Source organism: Ruegeria sp. CDSC068 (assembly GCF_059610545.1).
Map to the genome: position 1 here is coordinate 62,593 of NZ_JBXWNV010000003.1, position 13,906 is coordinate 76,498.

12 protein-coding genes are annotated in these 13,906 nt (G+C 55.4%); 6 read left to right on the forward strand and 6 right to left on the reverse strand.

What is annotated here, in order from left to right; translation table 11 throughout:
* Positions 1–71: 71 nt before the first annotated feature.
* Positions 72–1,511, reverse strand: a complete 1,440-nt coding sequence (locus AC2FID_RS07780; protein ID WP_496836196.1) for a coniferyl aldehyde dehydrogenase — start codon at positions 1,509–1,511, stop codon at positions 72–74.
* Between the two features lie 186 nt (positions 1,512–1,697).
* Between AC2FID_RS07780 and AC2FID_RS07785 the strand changes: the two genes are divergently transcribed.
* Both AC2FID_RS07785 and AC2FID_RS07790 read left to right on the forward strand, forming a co-directional pair.
* Complete coding sequence (locus AC2FID_RS07785; RefSeq protein WP_109311127.1) at positions 1,698–2,195, forward strand: flavin reductase family protein; 498 nt, start codon at positions 1,698–1,700, stop codon at positions 2,193–2,195.
* A 104-nt stretch (positions 2,196–2,299) separates the two neighbouring features.
* The gene (locus tag AC2FID_RS07790) at positions 2,300–3,850 is read left to right on the forward strand and encodes a class I adenylate-forming enzyme family protein (RefSeq protein WP_496836198.1); all 1,551 of its coding nucleotides are present in this window, start codon (positions 2,300–2,302) and stop codon (positions 3,848–3,850) included.
* 174 nt (positions 3,851–4,024) lie between these two features.
* Here AC2FID_RS07790 and AC2FID_RS07795 read toward each other — a convergent pair whose 3' ends face one another.
* On the reverse strand, positions 4,025–5,212 hold the full coding sequence (locus AC2FID_RS07795) for an aromatic ring-hydroxylating oxygenase subunit alpha (RefSeq protein WP_496836199.1): 1,188 nt from the start codon (positions 5,210–5,212) through the stop codon (positions 4,025–4,027).
* A gap of 193 nt (positions 5,213–5,405) precedes the next feature.
* Between AC2FID_RS07795 and AC2FID_RS07800 the strand changes: the two genes are divergently transcribed.
* On the forward strand, positions 5,406–5,984 hold the full coding sequence (locus tag AC2FID_RS07800; RefSeq protein ID WP_496836201.1) for a TetR/AcrR family transcriptional regulator: 579 nt from the start codon (positions 5,406–5,408) through the stop codon (positions 5,982–5,984).
* A gap of 28 nt (positions 5,985–6,012) precedes the next feature.
* Here the strand turns inward: AC2FID_RS07800 and AC2FID_RS07805 are convergent, their stop codons facing one another.
* Positions 6,013–6,924, reverse strand: a complete 912-nt coding sequence (locus AC2FID_RS07805; RefSeq protein ID WP_496836202.1) for a LysR family transcriptional regulator — start codon at positions 6,922–6,924, stop codon at positions 6,013–6,015.
* 108 nt (positions 6,925–7,032) lie between these two features.
* Positions 7,033–8,211: a patatin-like phospholipase family protein gene (locus AC2FID_RS07810; RefSeq protein WP_496836204.1), complete on the reverse strand. Its 1,179-nt coding sequence runs from the start codon at positions 8,209–8,211 to the stop codon at positions 7,033–7,035.
* Positions 8,212–8,537: 326 nt separating this feature from the next.
* Here AC2FID_RS07810 and AC2FID_RS07815 point away from each other — a divergent pair, with 326 nt between their 5' ends.
* The 3 genes from AC2FID_RS07815 (at position 8,538) to AC2FID_RS07825 (ending at position 11,706) form a co-directional block, all read left to right on the forward strand.
* Complete coding sequence (locus tag AC2FID_RS07815) at positions 8,538–9,689, forward strand: aromatic ring-hydroxylating oxygenase subunit alpha (RefSeq protein WP_496836206.1); 1,152 nt, start codon at positions 8,538–8,540, stop codon at positions 9,687–9,689.
* Positions 9,686–10,561: an ABC transporter six-transmembrane domain-containing protein gene (locus tag AC2FID_RS07820; protein WP_496836208.1), complete on the forward strand. Its 876-nt coding sequence runs from the start codon at positions 9,686–9,688 to the stop codon at positions 10,559–10,561. The genes AC2FID_RS07815 and AC2FID_RS07820 overlap by 4 nt, the downstream gene beginning before the upstream one ends.
* A gap of 83 nt (positions 10,562–10,644) precedes the next feature.
* A complete protein-coding gene (locus tag AC2FID_RS07825) occupies positions 10,645–11,706 on the forward strand; it encodes a 2Fe-2S iron-sulfur cluster-binding protein (protein ID WP_496836210.1) in 1,062 nt (353 codons plus the stop codon).
* Between the two features lie 26 nt (positions 11,707–11,732).
* On the opposite strand, the gene AC2FID_RS07830 is transcribed toward AC2FID_RS07825, so the two are convergent.
* Together AC2FID_RS07830 and AC2FID_RS07835 are read right to left on the reverse strand one after the other, a co-directional pair.
* Positions 11,733–12,323, reverse strand: a complete 591-nt coding sequence (locus tag AC2FID_RS07830; RefSeq protein WP_058276671.1) for a TetR/AcrR family transcriptional regulator — start codon at positions 12,321–12,323, stop codon at positions 11,733–11,735.
* Positions 12,324–12,521: 198 nt separating this feature from the next.
* Entirely contained in the window at positions 12,522–13,904 is a 1,383-nt protein-coding gene (locus tag AC2FID_RS07835) for a DUF1501 domain-containing protein (protein ID WP_496836212.1), read from the reverse strand.
* Positions 13,905–13,906 lie beyond the last annotated feature (2 nt).

The following is a 13,906-nucleotide window of genomic DNA, read 5'->3' on the forward strand; positions in this document are numbered from 1 at the left end:
CCGGCATTACCGCAAAACGACTGACGGGAACTCCACAAATGCAGAGCTCCCTTCTTTTTTGGTGCACCAGATTACTTTTTCAGGAACGGTGCCATTGTCTTAAAGAACTTCTCGCCATAGGGCGGGCGAAGAGCCTTGAAGACGCCATCCATGTTGATCTGCTTGAAAATAGCCTTTGCGTGGCTGAACCGTTTGAAGCCATGCAGGCCGTGATAAGCGCCCATGCCACTATTTCCGACGCCGCCAAAGGGCAGGGTGTTCTGGGTCGAATGCATGATGGTCTCGTTGATGCACGCTCCGCCGGAAATGGTGCCTTCCATCACCTGCTCCTGCTCGCCCGCGTCTTTAGCAAATACGTAAGCCGCCAGAGCGCGCGGACGGGCATTGGCAAAGCTTATGGCCTGATCTAGCGAGTCGTAAGGCAGGATTGGCAGGATCGGCCCAAAGATTTCATCGTGCATGACGTCCAGCGCCGGATCGGCGTCGACGATCAGTGTCGGGGGTAGAATTTTCTCATTCGTGGCTGAGAGATCTTCGTTGGCGGGGTTGACCTGAACGACCCGCGCCCCTGCCGAGCGTGCTTGCTCCACAAGGCCCTTGAGCCGATCGAATTGGCGGTCGGTCACAATATGGGTGACATCCGGGTTGCCGGACAGGGTCGGGAAGGCCTCGGCAAGTTTTGCCGCAAGCTGGGTGGCGAATTCTTCCATCTTTGCGCGTGGGACCAAGACATAGTCCGGTGCCAGGCATACCTGACCCGCATTGAATCCTTTGCCGGCGGCGATCCGGGCGACCGCAAGGTTCATATCCGCGCTGGGGGCGATGATGGCGGGGTTCTTGCCGCCAAGCTCCAGTGTAGTCGGCACCATATGTTCAGCTGCTGCGCGAAGGACGTGCGGCCCAATGCTGCTGGCGCCGGTAAACAGAAGGTGGTCAAAAGGAAGCGCAGTGAACGCCTGTGCGACGTCGACGCCACCGGTCACAACCACGGCTTCGTGCGGGGCGAAGTTTGCTTCTATCAGCGATTTCAAAAAGTCGGATGTGCGGGATGTGAATTCTGACGGCTTCAGCATGACCGAGTTGCCTGCCGCAAAGGCTTCGGCCATGGGGCCAATGGCCAGATAGATCGGAAAGTTCCAGGGGCTGACAATCCCAATGACACCCAGGGGTTGATAATGAATGCGACCGCGCGCGCCCAGCAATCCCAGGGGAAACTCGACTTTTGCCTTCTCAGGGCGCATCCAACGATCAAGGTTGTCCCGCGCGAATTTTAACTGTTTTACCGTGCCAACGATGTCGGCCGCGATCGTTTCATGTTGTGACCGATTGCCAAAATCGGCCGAGATCGCGTCAATCATGGCATCGCGATTATCCAGTACCAGGTCGATTAACCGCGTGATGCGATCCTTGCGTTCAGCCGCGTTTGGCGCGCCATGTTCGGCCTGGTGGGCTTTTTGTATCTCCAAAAGCGTCGCGAGGCTCTCGGCGGGGTTGGGGCTATGCTGGTTCAATACGCGTCTCCTGCGGTTGGTTTTGCGGTGCGCAACCGCCTTCCCGTTGGTCTGTGTGCCCGTTCTGTCCCATTGGTCACAAGGTTCGGGTTTCGTTTCTTTGCCGCCGGGCTGCGAAGTCTGCGTTGACATTTATCCGGCGATGTGGAAGGTAAGTGATCGTTCACTAAATAGCAAGAGCGCAGTATGACCCTGACCACAGAAGACAGGTTCAAGACCGGCATGCAGTTGCTGGCGGCCTCAACGACCATCATCACATCAGAATTCGAGGATTCGCGCGCTGGAATGGCGGCGACGGCGGTATGTTCGCTAACGGCCGATCCGCCAGCTTTGTTGGTTTGCATCAACCGAACAGCGCGAACATATGGCGTCGTGATGGACAGCCGAAAGTTTGCCGTAAACCTCATACCCGATGACATGACCGAGGTTGTCGGTGCCTTTTCGTCGAAAATGGACAAGGAACAACAGTTCCAGGCAGCCGGGACATGGATCAAAGGAGATCTGGGTCTGCCTGTTTTGAAAGAGTCCGTCGTGTCCTTTGAATGCGTGGTCGACAACTGGGCAAACACGAAGACACATGCGGTGTTCTTCGGTATGGTGAAAGAAGTTCACCTGAACCCGGAAAAGTCGGCGCTTATTTATGGGCGCAAGGGATTTCACAAACTGACACCGCTGGAAGGCTGATGGAGGGTCAAAGTGAATTTTCACCTGACCTCGCACGCCCCACACCACCAAAAACGACAATCACGTAACTTAAGAATTGCCGTGATGCCCGGGAGGAGACACCAATGCCGACGCTTGGACAGCTGATCGACCGAAACGCAGACCGCTTTGGGGATCAGGATGCTTATGTGGAACTGGACCGCCGTCGCAGTTGGCGCGAGTTGGGCCAGCGAACGGATGCGCTGGCGCATGCGTTGCGGCCGCTGGATGTCCGCAAGGGTGACAGGGTCGGGGTGATCCTGCCTGACTGCATCGAGGTTGCAGAAACCATAGGCGCTTGCGCCAAGGCCGGTGCGATTCGAGTGGGTCTGAACTATCGCCTTGCCCCGCGCGAGATTGGCGCGCTAATTGACGACGCAGGCTTGGATGTTCTGATCGTTCAGGACACGAAAGTTGCAATCGCCCAAGAGGCGTTGACCTTCAGCAAACGCCAGCCGGTGCTGGTGGGAGTTGGTGCGCAGCATACGCTGGAGCGGGATTATGAAACCCTGATCGCATCAGCATCTGATCGCGGAGCCTTCATCCATACCCCGCATGAGCAATTGATGATCTGCTACACCACTGGTTCAACCGGTTTGCCGAAAGGTGCGATTTATCCTCACACGTTGATGATCGAGTCGATGGGTGTAATCGCGCTGACGGAAGGTGCGGGTCCGGACGATGTCTGGTTGCACGCGATGCCGGCATCGGGTGTTCCGATCATTCACCTGCTGCGCAACATGTTCCACGGTACCAAATGCGCCATTGTCGGCGAATGGGATGCAGAAACGGCGCTTAAGCTTATTGACCGCGAGCAGGCGACGATCTGCGTTCTGGTGCCGACAATGCTGAACGACCTGCTGTCTTCCGGGCTGATCACGCAATACAATTGCGCGTCGATCCGGCAGCTGGGGTATGGATCTGCGCCAATTCCACCCGCGACAGTGCGCGATGCGCTCAAGGCTTTCGGGTGCAAGTTCTTGCAGATGTTTGGCACGACCGAGCTGATGGGCATGGGCATGATGCTGACCGCAACGGATCACGAGCGCGCTTTGAAAGACGGGCACAACTGTCTGGAAAGCGCGGGTCGACCACTATACTACGTGGACGTCCGTGTGGTGGATGAGCAGGGCAATGACCTTCCTAGCGGTGAGGCGGGTGAGCTGCTGATACACTCGCCCTATGTGATACCTGGCTATTGGAACCAAGCGGTGGAGTATTCGGAAACCGTCCGTGATGGCTGGCTGCATACCGGGGATATCGCAGTGATCGATGCCGAGGGTTACGTGCATCTCAAGGACCGGGCAAAGTTCCGTATCAAGTCCGGCGGCTATAACGTGTTCCCGGTCGAGGTCGAAAACTGTCTGGCTGAACATGATGCAATCGACGAAGTCAGTGTGTTCGGCTTGCCCGACCCAAAATGGGGGGATCGGATTCATGCCGTTGTCACCCTGAACTTGGGCACCGCTGTCGGCAGCGCGGAACTGCGTGAGTACTGCCGGGGTAAGATTGCCAACTTCAAGATCCCGAAAGATATCGAGATTTGGGACGCGTTGCCCAAAGGACCGACAGGTAAAATTCAAAAACGCGAGATCATCGAGATTTGCAGCCGCGACGACCAAAGCGGTGCGGCATAAGCACCGTTCCTGACCGAATGCTCTTGGTCAGGGAATGAAAGTTCGAAAAACAGTGTGAGGCTTGATCGTTGAAATGCGGTCAAGCCTCGTCGTTTCAATGGCCCACCTCAAATGAAGCAGGCCATCCGGTTGAGCAAGTGACCCAGTGAAATCTCTGTCGCTTGCCGCGTGTACCTACGCTTCCATGTGGCGTAGAACCGATCTCTGAAAGTAGGTCAGCGGAGATTCAGCCCCCGGACCAGAGGCCATTTTGCCGACCGTGTATTTGGGCGACATCATCGCACGCTGCATTTTCTCGACGACATATACATCCTCGGTCTGGAAGTCCTGCGTTTCCAGCGGATGCACTTTCCAGTGCGAGCTTTTGATCATGCCGGATACTTTGTCATAACCGGGGATATCCTTGACGGATCCGCGGCTCGACATCCATGATTTTGCGGCCCAGACATAAGCATGCAACCGTGTCACACCGGCGCTTACAGGTTCCATCACGGATATCGAAAAAGACCAGGGGCTTGCCACGATCAGGGTTGTCGGGAACAACATGTAGACGCCGCCATAGCCTTCTTTCTCAGCATGCGGGATTTTCTTCGCGTTCCATTTGTCCATGCGCGTTGACACGAAATTCGGAACACGCGAACGCACGGTTTCGTTTTCAGTCGAGTACCAAACCTGATTGTCGCCATAAGGGTCCCAGATGTTCTTGTCCTGAGTTGGGCCGCCCAGTGTGTTCTTGTGCAGATAGGCCAGGTGGTATCCGTCGATCGCGTTCTCGAAGAACACTTTCCAGTTGCACTGCATTTCATAGGTTACAGGTTCACCGTAGGATATCAGTTCAGGGCTGGTGATGTCGTGCGGCCAGACGACATCTTCCAATCCGCTGAGCCATTCTGACAAGTCCTGATCGGGTTCGGGGTTGACAAAGACAATACCCTTGAAGACCGCGACCGAAGCCCTGTGCATGCCGTTTTCTTTTTTGTTGATGTCCGGGAAACAGGCTTGCTGGTCGGGGATGCCACGCAGCGCGCCATCCAGGCCAAAAGTCCACGAGTGATAGGGGCACACGATCGTCTTGCCCGCATTGCCGCAGCCGTGGTCCAACAGTTCGGTTCCGCGATGTCGGCAAATGTTGTGGAACGCACGCAGTTCGCCGTCGTTTCCGCGGATTACGACCAGGATAAAGTGCCCTGCCTTGGCCGTCATGTAATCGCCCGCATTGGCAACCTTTGACTCGACGCCAGCAAACACCCAGCTGCGCGAAAACAGCTTCTTGTTTTCCTGCGCCAGCCATTCATCTGATGTGTAGGCTTCGGGTGGCAATTCCTGGGTAGCGACCTCTGGCATTTGGTTTGGCTGTTGCATGAAGGATCTCACAAATGGCTGCTAAGTTTTCATTATTGTCAACGTTGACAGGTAACCTTGAGCGCGGCATAAGTCAATGCAAAGTGATCGTTCACTAATTTTGACGATTTGGAAGAAATTGGCCGCAAAAACTGCGGATAATCACGATTTCAAGGGCTCTTGTCCTGAGCCTGATGAAGAGACTGGAAACGCTATGCCGCGCCCGAGCTTAAAACCGCAACGGTCAGAAGAAATCCTTGATGCCTATATGACCTGCGTGGCCCGGTACGGGCTTGATGGCGCCACTCAAGAGCGTGTCGCGGCCGAGGCGGGTGTGAAGCGACCTTTGTTACGGCACTACCTTGGCAATCGTGACCAGATGATTGGTGCGCTAAATCAGCATGTCGCAGACGCGTTCAACAATCTGACATTGGAGTTGGATTGTCATCTTACACAGATCGAAACAGGCGATCAGTTCTTGGAAATCCTATTTGCCGAAGATGAAGAGATCGATCCGCGGCTTGCTGCTGCATGGCAGGGGTTATCGGCATCAGTCGGGGATCATCCCGAACTTGCGGAGGCGTTGCTGGAAGTCCTGGCACGTTTTGTGGCGGTTCTTGAGAAGTTCCTTGCTCGCGTGTCGCCCGACGCCACACCAGAACGGGTGAAGGCCGTGGCGCAGGGCATTTCAACGATCTTCCTGTCCCTCGATTCACTGGCCGCACTTGATGCGCCGTCAAATTGGCGCACCGAATTGAGGCGGGCGGCTTCATTGCTGACGGAAACTTTGTGATTGCCAAGTCGGGTCGCATCCGACGACGTCAGCGCGGCAGGCCCTCTTCGGTTTGGGCCTGCGTGGACAGCCAGTGACGAAAGCTGCGCAGCGACGGGTCGTCCGACTTGGTTTTCGGCCAAACAAGATAGTAGGCGCCCATCATCTCAACCGCGTCCGGGAAGGCTGCGATCAGTTTGCCTGTCGCGAGGTCCTGTTCGATCAAATAATTGGGCAATAACGCAACGCCAAGACCGTGAACCGCCGCCTGATTGATCGTTGTGTATTGATCGTAAATCGTTCCGGGCAATGCGTCGGGATGGCTTGTCCCCATATGACTGAACCATTCTTGCCAGGCGTGGGGCCGGGTCTGGATGTGCAGCAATGGTAGTTTCAGCAGATCTCGCGGTGATGGCGGCGCGCCTTTGGGCAGCAGGGATGGCGCGCAAACCGGCAATACACTTTCCACACGCAGCAACAGCCGATCCGTGCCGGGCCAATCGGGTTCTCCAAAATGCAGCGCCGCGTCGAAGGGTTCAGCGGTGAAACTGAACGGACGCAGGCGGGTCGACATGTTGATGGTTATTTCCGGGTGCATTCGGGCAAATTCGGGTAATCTGGGCACTAGCCACCGCATTCCGAACGTCGGCAAAATCGCAAGGTTCAAGGTGCCACCAATAGGAACCATGTGCAGCTTTAGCGAGGCCTGAGCGATCTGGTTCAAGCCTTGCCGAACCTCGGCAACATATTCCTGCGCAACCGGCGTCAGCAGCAGGCGTTTGCGATCCCGACGGATCAGATCGACACCTAGCTGGGCTTCCAGTGTTTGCAATTGCCGGCTGACGGCACTTTGGGTCAGGGCAAGCTCATCAGCGACCGCAGAAGCCGAGCCTAAGCGATCCAGCGCTTCAAGGGCGCGGAGTGATGAAATTGAGGGGAAGAGGCGGCGTGGCGTTACCATCTATGCGGTCTGCTCATGATTTGCCCCGTTATCTTGCAGTTATTTGCGCTTTGTTCAAACATCTTGTTGATTGTCTGCTTCAATAATTGGCCGGGCCTTAAGTCCTCTTCACTGCCACTGCTGCGCATTATAGATCCACTCTTCCTTAAGCTGTCCGGCCCAATAACCGATCGCAAACAGTTCGGTCATGTATTCGGGGTCGAAGGGTTCCTGCGGCTTTCTTTGAAATTCCTTGGGTATATAGGTGATGTTGGCTTGAAACCCGTCCCGGTTCGCGAGGGTCAGGATGCTTTCGATATTGCCAAGGCTTTGCGAACGGATCAGCATTTCGAACGCGCGGTTAGCCACTGCGGTTGCATTTCCGGGCAAGGGATCGAAACTCGGTTCCAGCGTTTTGTTGTGGATTAACCAAATGCGGTTTTTTTGGTTGCTCAGCCCAGCGTCCCGCAATAGCCGACGCATCTGCAAGTCGTATGGGTAGGCAAAAATCTCGCGGGTCAGACCGCCATCCACATGCAGTTCTTCGCGTTGAACTTCGCCATTGGTCACCTTGATTGTAACTGGTTGGAATACGACAGGTATCGAGACCGAGGCCAAAATTACATCCCGGATCAGCTCCCGTGCGCCCGGTGTGTCGGTTTGGGCGATAGCTCCGATGTTCCACAGCACCGGACGTTCCGCGTCGATGTTGGTGGTGCCGATCAAAAGCTGGCGGCCCAATCTGTGCTGCTCCGCGATCTCGCGGATCAGATCGTCGGTCAGTTCTTGCTTGATTGCCGCTTTCAGTGGCGTTGCTTTGGTCAGAAAGCCGCGCCCAAAGACGGCACCCGAAACGTCCAATCGCACGACATCCCGGGTTGCGGTTTCGGTGTAGAACCGCTTCAGACGGCTGTCATAATCCGGACCGAGGAAAGCAAAGGGCGCAATCAACGCGCCAGTTGAGATTCCGGTGACCACATCAAAGGACGGGCGTGTGCCCTTGTCGGTCCAACCATTTAGAACGCCGGCCCCAAAAGCGCCGTGCTGGCCGCCGCCTGACCGCGCAAGAATGTTCAGGCCTTGTCCCCTTGGAACCTGTGCTAGCGTCTTGCGCATTTCCGCATTGAGAGTTGCCAGCCGGTCGCGGCTATCATCCTCGAAATACCGGCTGTCCGGGGTTATTCCAACCGGCAGAAAGGTCTCGTAATTCTCGGGCGTCGGCGTAAGTGCTGTCCGATCATAGCTACTGGCACAGGCGGTTAGCATCAGCGCGAGGGCGAAATTGACGCAAATGTTGAATGAGGGCATCGGTGAATTGTCCGTTTTGAAAGTGGTGCCGCTCTGTATAGTGCCAAGCATATTTTGTTGAGTGCCAAATCTCTGCAGGCGCCTTAATCCGATTGTATCGTTAGGTAATGTGCGAGATGTCACCGATCGAAACAGCGGGCATCGCAAAAATACGCTTACATGTTTCGGCTGATCTCATTCTTTAAATTGTCACCATTGACAGCCGCATGCTGTTTGCCTATCTCGGTTCCAAGCACCGTAAGATCGGGCATGTGTTAACCACTGTTGCTGAGGTCAAAACGTTTAGCTTGCCAACCGTGAAGACGACGGCCCTAGGAGGGGACAGCATGCCGCAAATGTACCATGAGTTACCTGCAGAGGCATATACATCGCAGGAGTGGTTCGACCGAGAACAGCGAGAGATATTCTCAAAAACATGGCGTTTTGCTGGTTTTATGGAAGATTTGCCCGAGCCAGGCCATTATCTTTCGGTTCAGGCGGGATTGAACAACTTGTTCATCGTCATGGGGAGGGATCGCAGGCTGCGGGCCTTCCACAACATCTGCAGACATAGGGGCACCCAATTGATCCGCGCCGTGGGAAAGACCCAAAAAGCGCTGACCTGCCCCTATCACGACTGGACCTATGATCTGGAGGGCAACCTGATCTCGGTCCCGGATGAGGATCGCGAATATAAGTCCGTCGACAAATCCTGCCTTGGCCTGAAACCTGCTTCGGTCGATATCTGGAAGGGTATGTTGTTTGTGCATCCCGACCCGAACGCAGGATCGATCATGAAATGGTTCGGCGATGTGGACGACAAAGTCGGGCCGCACGTGCCAGAAGAGCTGGTGGAGCACGAGGACACATCCAACACCTATGAGATCAAGGCCAACTGGAAGATCGTCGTCGAGAACTACATCGACGTCTACCATCTGAGCCACCTGCATTCGAACACCTTACAGATGTATGACCACGCCAATGCGCAATATGGTTGGTATGGGCCGCACTACATCTTTTGGGAACCGCCGGTCGCAGAGTTCGCCAAAGATCAGAACAAAAAGCTTCAGATGCCTCGGGTCGTCCCCGAAGATCAGAATGGTGCATGGGTGCCGATGCTGTTTCCAGGGGTCGGAATTGGCGCGTCTGAGGACGTGTGGAACGTCTTTATCATTACCCCGCTTGCTCCGAACAGGACGCGGATTCTGAACCGGACGCGTGTTGCCAATGCCTCGGGCTGGGAGTTTTCGAAACAGGCCACCCGGTCGGCGTCCTTCTGGAACAATTTTGGCATCAAAGGCAAATATGACGGTGACGACGCGTATGATGAAAACGATCCGATGGCCTCGGGCGATTTCACGCAAGAGGACATCTATGCCTGTGAACAGCAACAGAAATCCCTGACATCGCCCTATTTTGAGGTCGGTCCAGCCGCCGTTGGGGAAAGCCCCGTGGTTCAACACCAAAGGGTCGTTCGCGATTGGTTGCAAGAAGAATGATCAACTCCGACGACCGGTTGTCGATTGCGACCTTGCTGCGGGTCTTCCGCACAAAGATCGCAACGACCTGGGGTCTGACCCTGGTTGAAACGGCGTTGTTAACCCTCCTTCCCCTGTTGATCGGCTATTCGATCGACGGTCTGTCGAAAGGGGACTACACGTCGTTCATCCATTTCGGTGTTGCGATGGCAGCGCTGCTGGTTGTGTCGACGTTGCGCCGAATTTACGACACCCGGGCCTATGGCACGATCCGCGTCGAATTGGGTAAGGCGCAGGCCAAACGGGATGCGGGGCGCGAAGTCTCGGTGCTAAATGCGCGGGTGCTGATGGCGCGTGAATTGGTGGATTTTCTGGAAAATGAGGCCCCTGAATCAATGGGTGCGGTCGTCCAGCTTCTGGTCTCGGTCGGTATTCTGATGTCCTTTCACGGGGCACTTGCCACCGCCGCAGGGGCCGCTGCGGTGATTATCCTGATCATCTTTACCCTGTTTTCGCGTCGCTTCTTCCGCCTGAACGGGCTGTTGAACCACCAGTCAGAAAGACAGGTGACTGCGTTGCAAAGCATGGATTTGAAAAAGATCGGCCAACACTTGTTTCGATTGCGCACGCATGAGGTTCGGTTGTCGGATTCCGAGGCACTTGTCTACGCTGCGATTTTTGCTGTCTTGCTCAGCATGCTGGCCTTCAACCTGTGGTTTGCGGCGACGCAAAGCGGGGCGACGGCCGGGCAGATCTTCTCGGTTGTCACCTATTCGTTCGAGTTTGTGCAATCGGTCGTGGTTTTACCGATGGTCCTGCAAAGCCTCGCGCGCTTGTCCGAGATCACCGAGCGGATCAACGCGGCGGCATCGAAACTGGGTGCCAATGCCTAATCCGTTCAATTCAAACACCCGGCCCGTATCGGGTATCATCACACATCCTGCCCATTCGCATGGCACGAATTTCGGAGGCCCTAATGACCAGAGATTTTCACCCGCTTGAGGTGCTTGAAACGCGTAGTGAGATCGGCGGGCAGGCCAAATCCATCATGTTCGCCGTGCCGGCGCATCTGGCCGAAGACTTTGCCTGGCGTGCCGGTCAGCATTTGACCCTTCGCTTTTGGTTCAAAGGCGAAGAGGTGCGCAGAAGTTATTCAATCTCGTCCTCGCCCGTTTCAGGGGATCCGCTGCGTATCACCGTCAAACGTGTGAAAAAGGGGCTCGTCAGCAACCAAATCAACGATACGGTTCAAAAGGGTGATGTGATCGACGTCATGCCGCCATTCGGCAGTTTTTGTCTGGATACAGACCCGGAGGAACGGCGCACACACTACTTCTTTGGGGCTGGCAGTGGCATCACCCCGTTGCATTCCATGCTTCAGTCTGTGCTTTTGGCCGAACCTTGGTCGGTTGCGCATCTGGCCTATGGTAATGCGAACGCGGACAGTATCCTGTTCAAAGATGAGTTTGCCGCATACCAGCAGGCATTTTCTGAACGCCTGACGGTGCATCACCTTCTTTCCAAACCCTCAATGTGGTCCAGTTTAGCTTATTGGCGCCGGGGTGTCATCGACAAGGATGCGATCGAGGCGCTGATCACAGAAAATCCGCCATATGCCCAGAATGCCCAGTACTACATCTGTGGTCCCGGCGGGATGAACAAAGCGGTTAAAGACGCGCTTATGTCTTTGGATGTGCCTGCCAATCGGATTCACATGGAAAGCTACGGCGGCGCGCAAGAGACCGATGACAGTATCAAGGGCGTTGATGCTGTTGTGGACATAACGCTGAACGGTCAGCGACAATCGGTTCAGATGGCATCTGGTCAGACGATCTTACAAGCTGCTCAACAGGCGGGGTTGGAGCCGCCATATTCCTGCCAGTCTGGGGTCTGCGGCGCGTGCCGGTGTCAGGTGAAAAAGGGCGCAGTTCATATGCGGGCGCGCACCGCTTTGGATGATAATGAGATCGCGAAAGGTGCCGTCCTATCCTGCCAGGCGGTTGCCACGACGGACAAGCTTGCGGTCAGTTATGATTAACTCGGCCGTTGGCCTGGCCGTCGCCGTCAGGTTTTTTCTTCCAATGTTTCAGCCAGTTTCAGCGCTGCGAAGTAGGACGAATAACCCCATGTTTTCGGCGGTTTAAGCGGAACGAAAGCATCCGTGGTGATAAACAGGTTTATGATTCCGTGCGCGACGATCTCACAGGCTTGTTTGTCGGCTTTTGGGTGTGAGGCAAGAACGATGTCTATCGCGACCTTGTAAAAAGCCTCCATCGATTCCAGCAACGGCTTGCGAAGCTCTGGGTAGATCTCAATCGAGTTGACGAGGGCCTGGTAACAAATGTTGATCCGGGGATCCATCTCACCGTCAGAGTTGAACAGAGCCTCGATCAGATTGCGCACATCGGGATGTTCGTCCAGCGCAACGCGCAATGTTTCGGTCTGTTTGCTGAACGTTTCGACGACATGCTCACCTAGCGCCAGAACCATGGCTTTGCGGTTGCCAAGGTGATGGCGGATCAGTGGGCGCTTCAGCCCGGCTTGTGCCGCGATATGTTCAAGTGTGGCGCCTTCGACGCCGTAGCGAACGACGCACGACATAAAGGCATCGAGGACTTCTTTTTTACGTTGATCTTGTACCGAGGGGCGACCCATGCGATTACCCTTACACAGAAACGGAATTTTAGAGATATCTTAGTTGAAATTAACTGTCAATACTGACAGTCAATTTAAGTTTAGAGTGTCTACCGCTCTTCAGCGCTTTCTACATTAGTGCCCATCGTTCCAGACGATAATCTAACGCAAGCAGTGTTCAAGCGTCCCGGTGGGGCGAAGTGTTTGAGGGCGGTGGGCCTAGGTGAAAAGCCCAAGCCTTTCTCCGCCCGCCACATCCGCAAATCTGTTGAGATTTGGGAACAGAGTGTTCAGTGCCGACGGTTGCACACCAAACCAAATAGATAGGTCAGCATAAAGTTGATCGGTCGAGGTCGTTGGAATCAAAACGCCGTCGCCCACATCAAGCGCGTTGTCGCTGGCTAGGCCAAGTTCGGGGTAGTCCCCCAGAATCTGCCCGCCTTTGACAGCATTGCCCATAACCAGGGTATTGCCGCCCCAACCATGATCCGTACCGTTGCCATTCGACGTCAGCGTCCGGCCGAAATCTGATCCCGTGAACGTCACAACACGATCCGCCAAGCCCATATCGTCAAGCGTTGCCTGAAACGCTCCCAACGCTTCGGACAATACGCGCAGCATACGGGCATGGTTCGCCAACAGCTCATCATGATGGTCCCAGCCGATATAGCGCACAAAAAACGTTTGCTGCTCGTGACCCAGCCGGTCTGAGGCGGCAATCGTTTTGGCGACCATGCGCAATTGCTGTGCAAGGTCCGAGGATGGGAAGGACCGGGGTATCTTGATCCCGCGGGTCGCTGAATTGAACGTCTCGTGTTTGGACTGCGCGTCGCGGGTCAGGTTCAGATATGTCGCGCGGAAGGGATCGCCGTTTTGATCGGCGTTCATCATTCGGTTGAAACTGTCCAAAAGCAGGTCGTTGAGTGGGCTCTTCTCTTCTTTCACATACAGACCGACGCTGCCCTTGTCTGTGATTGAATATGGCAAGTCGATCTTGCCGTTCTGCGCAATGTTGTTTCCGGCCAATGAGATGTTCATTCCGATCTCGTGCGCCGACTTTGAGGGCTGCAGGTCGTCGGCAAAGAACCCGAACCATCCGACATTCACATGCAGATCCGGGCGCGAGGTTTGCCAATGTTTGAACTGGTCTGCGTGGCTCAACAGTCCCAGGGGGAGTGCGGCCGAGCCGTCATAGAACTGCTCTTTCCGGACCTGTTCGACCAAGGGCCCAACATTGGCGACAAAAGAGAGGCGCCTTTGATCGAACAGCTCGGCCATTTCGGGCATCGACGGGTGCAGGCCAAAGCTGCGGCCCAGCCGATCTTTGGGCGTATCCAAGTCCAGCAGCTCACCTCGCGAAAGGGCAAGATTCGCCCGCGTTTCCGAGTATTGGCCATGCGCGATTTTGTCCTTTGGTACCAGCATGTTGAAGCTGTCATTGCCGCCATCCAGCATAACAAAAACAAGCGCCCTGCGGGCGGGCTTGATCATTCCCGTCCCAGCTTGCGCCAAGCCGGGCAGGGCGGCACCCATCAATGCGCCAGTTGCGGCAACACCGGTCGAGGCCAAAAACTGCCGACGCGTAAAGGATTTGGTCAGCATGG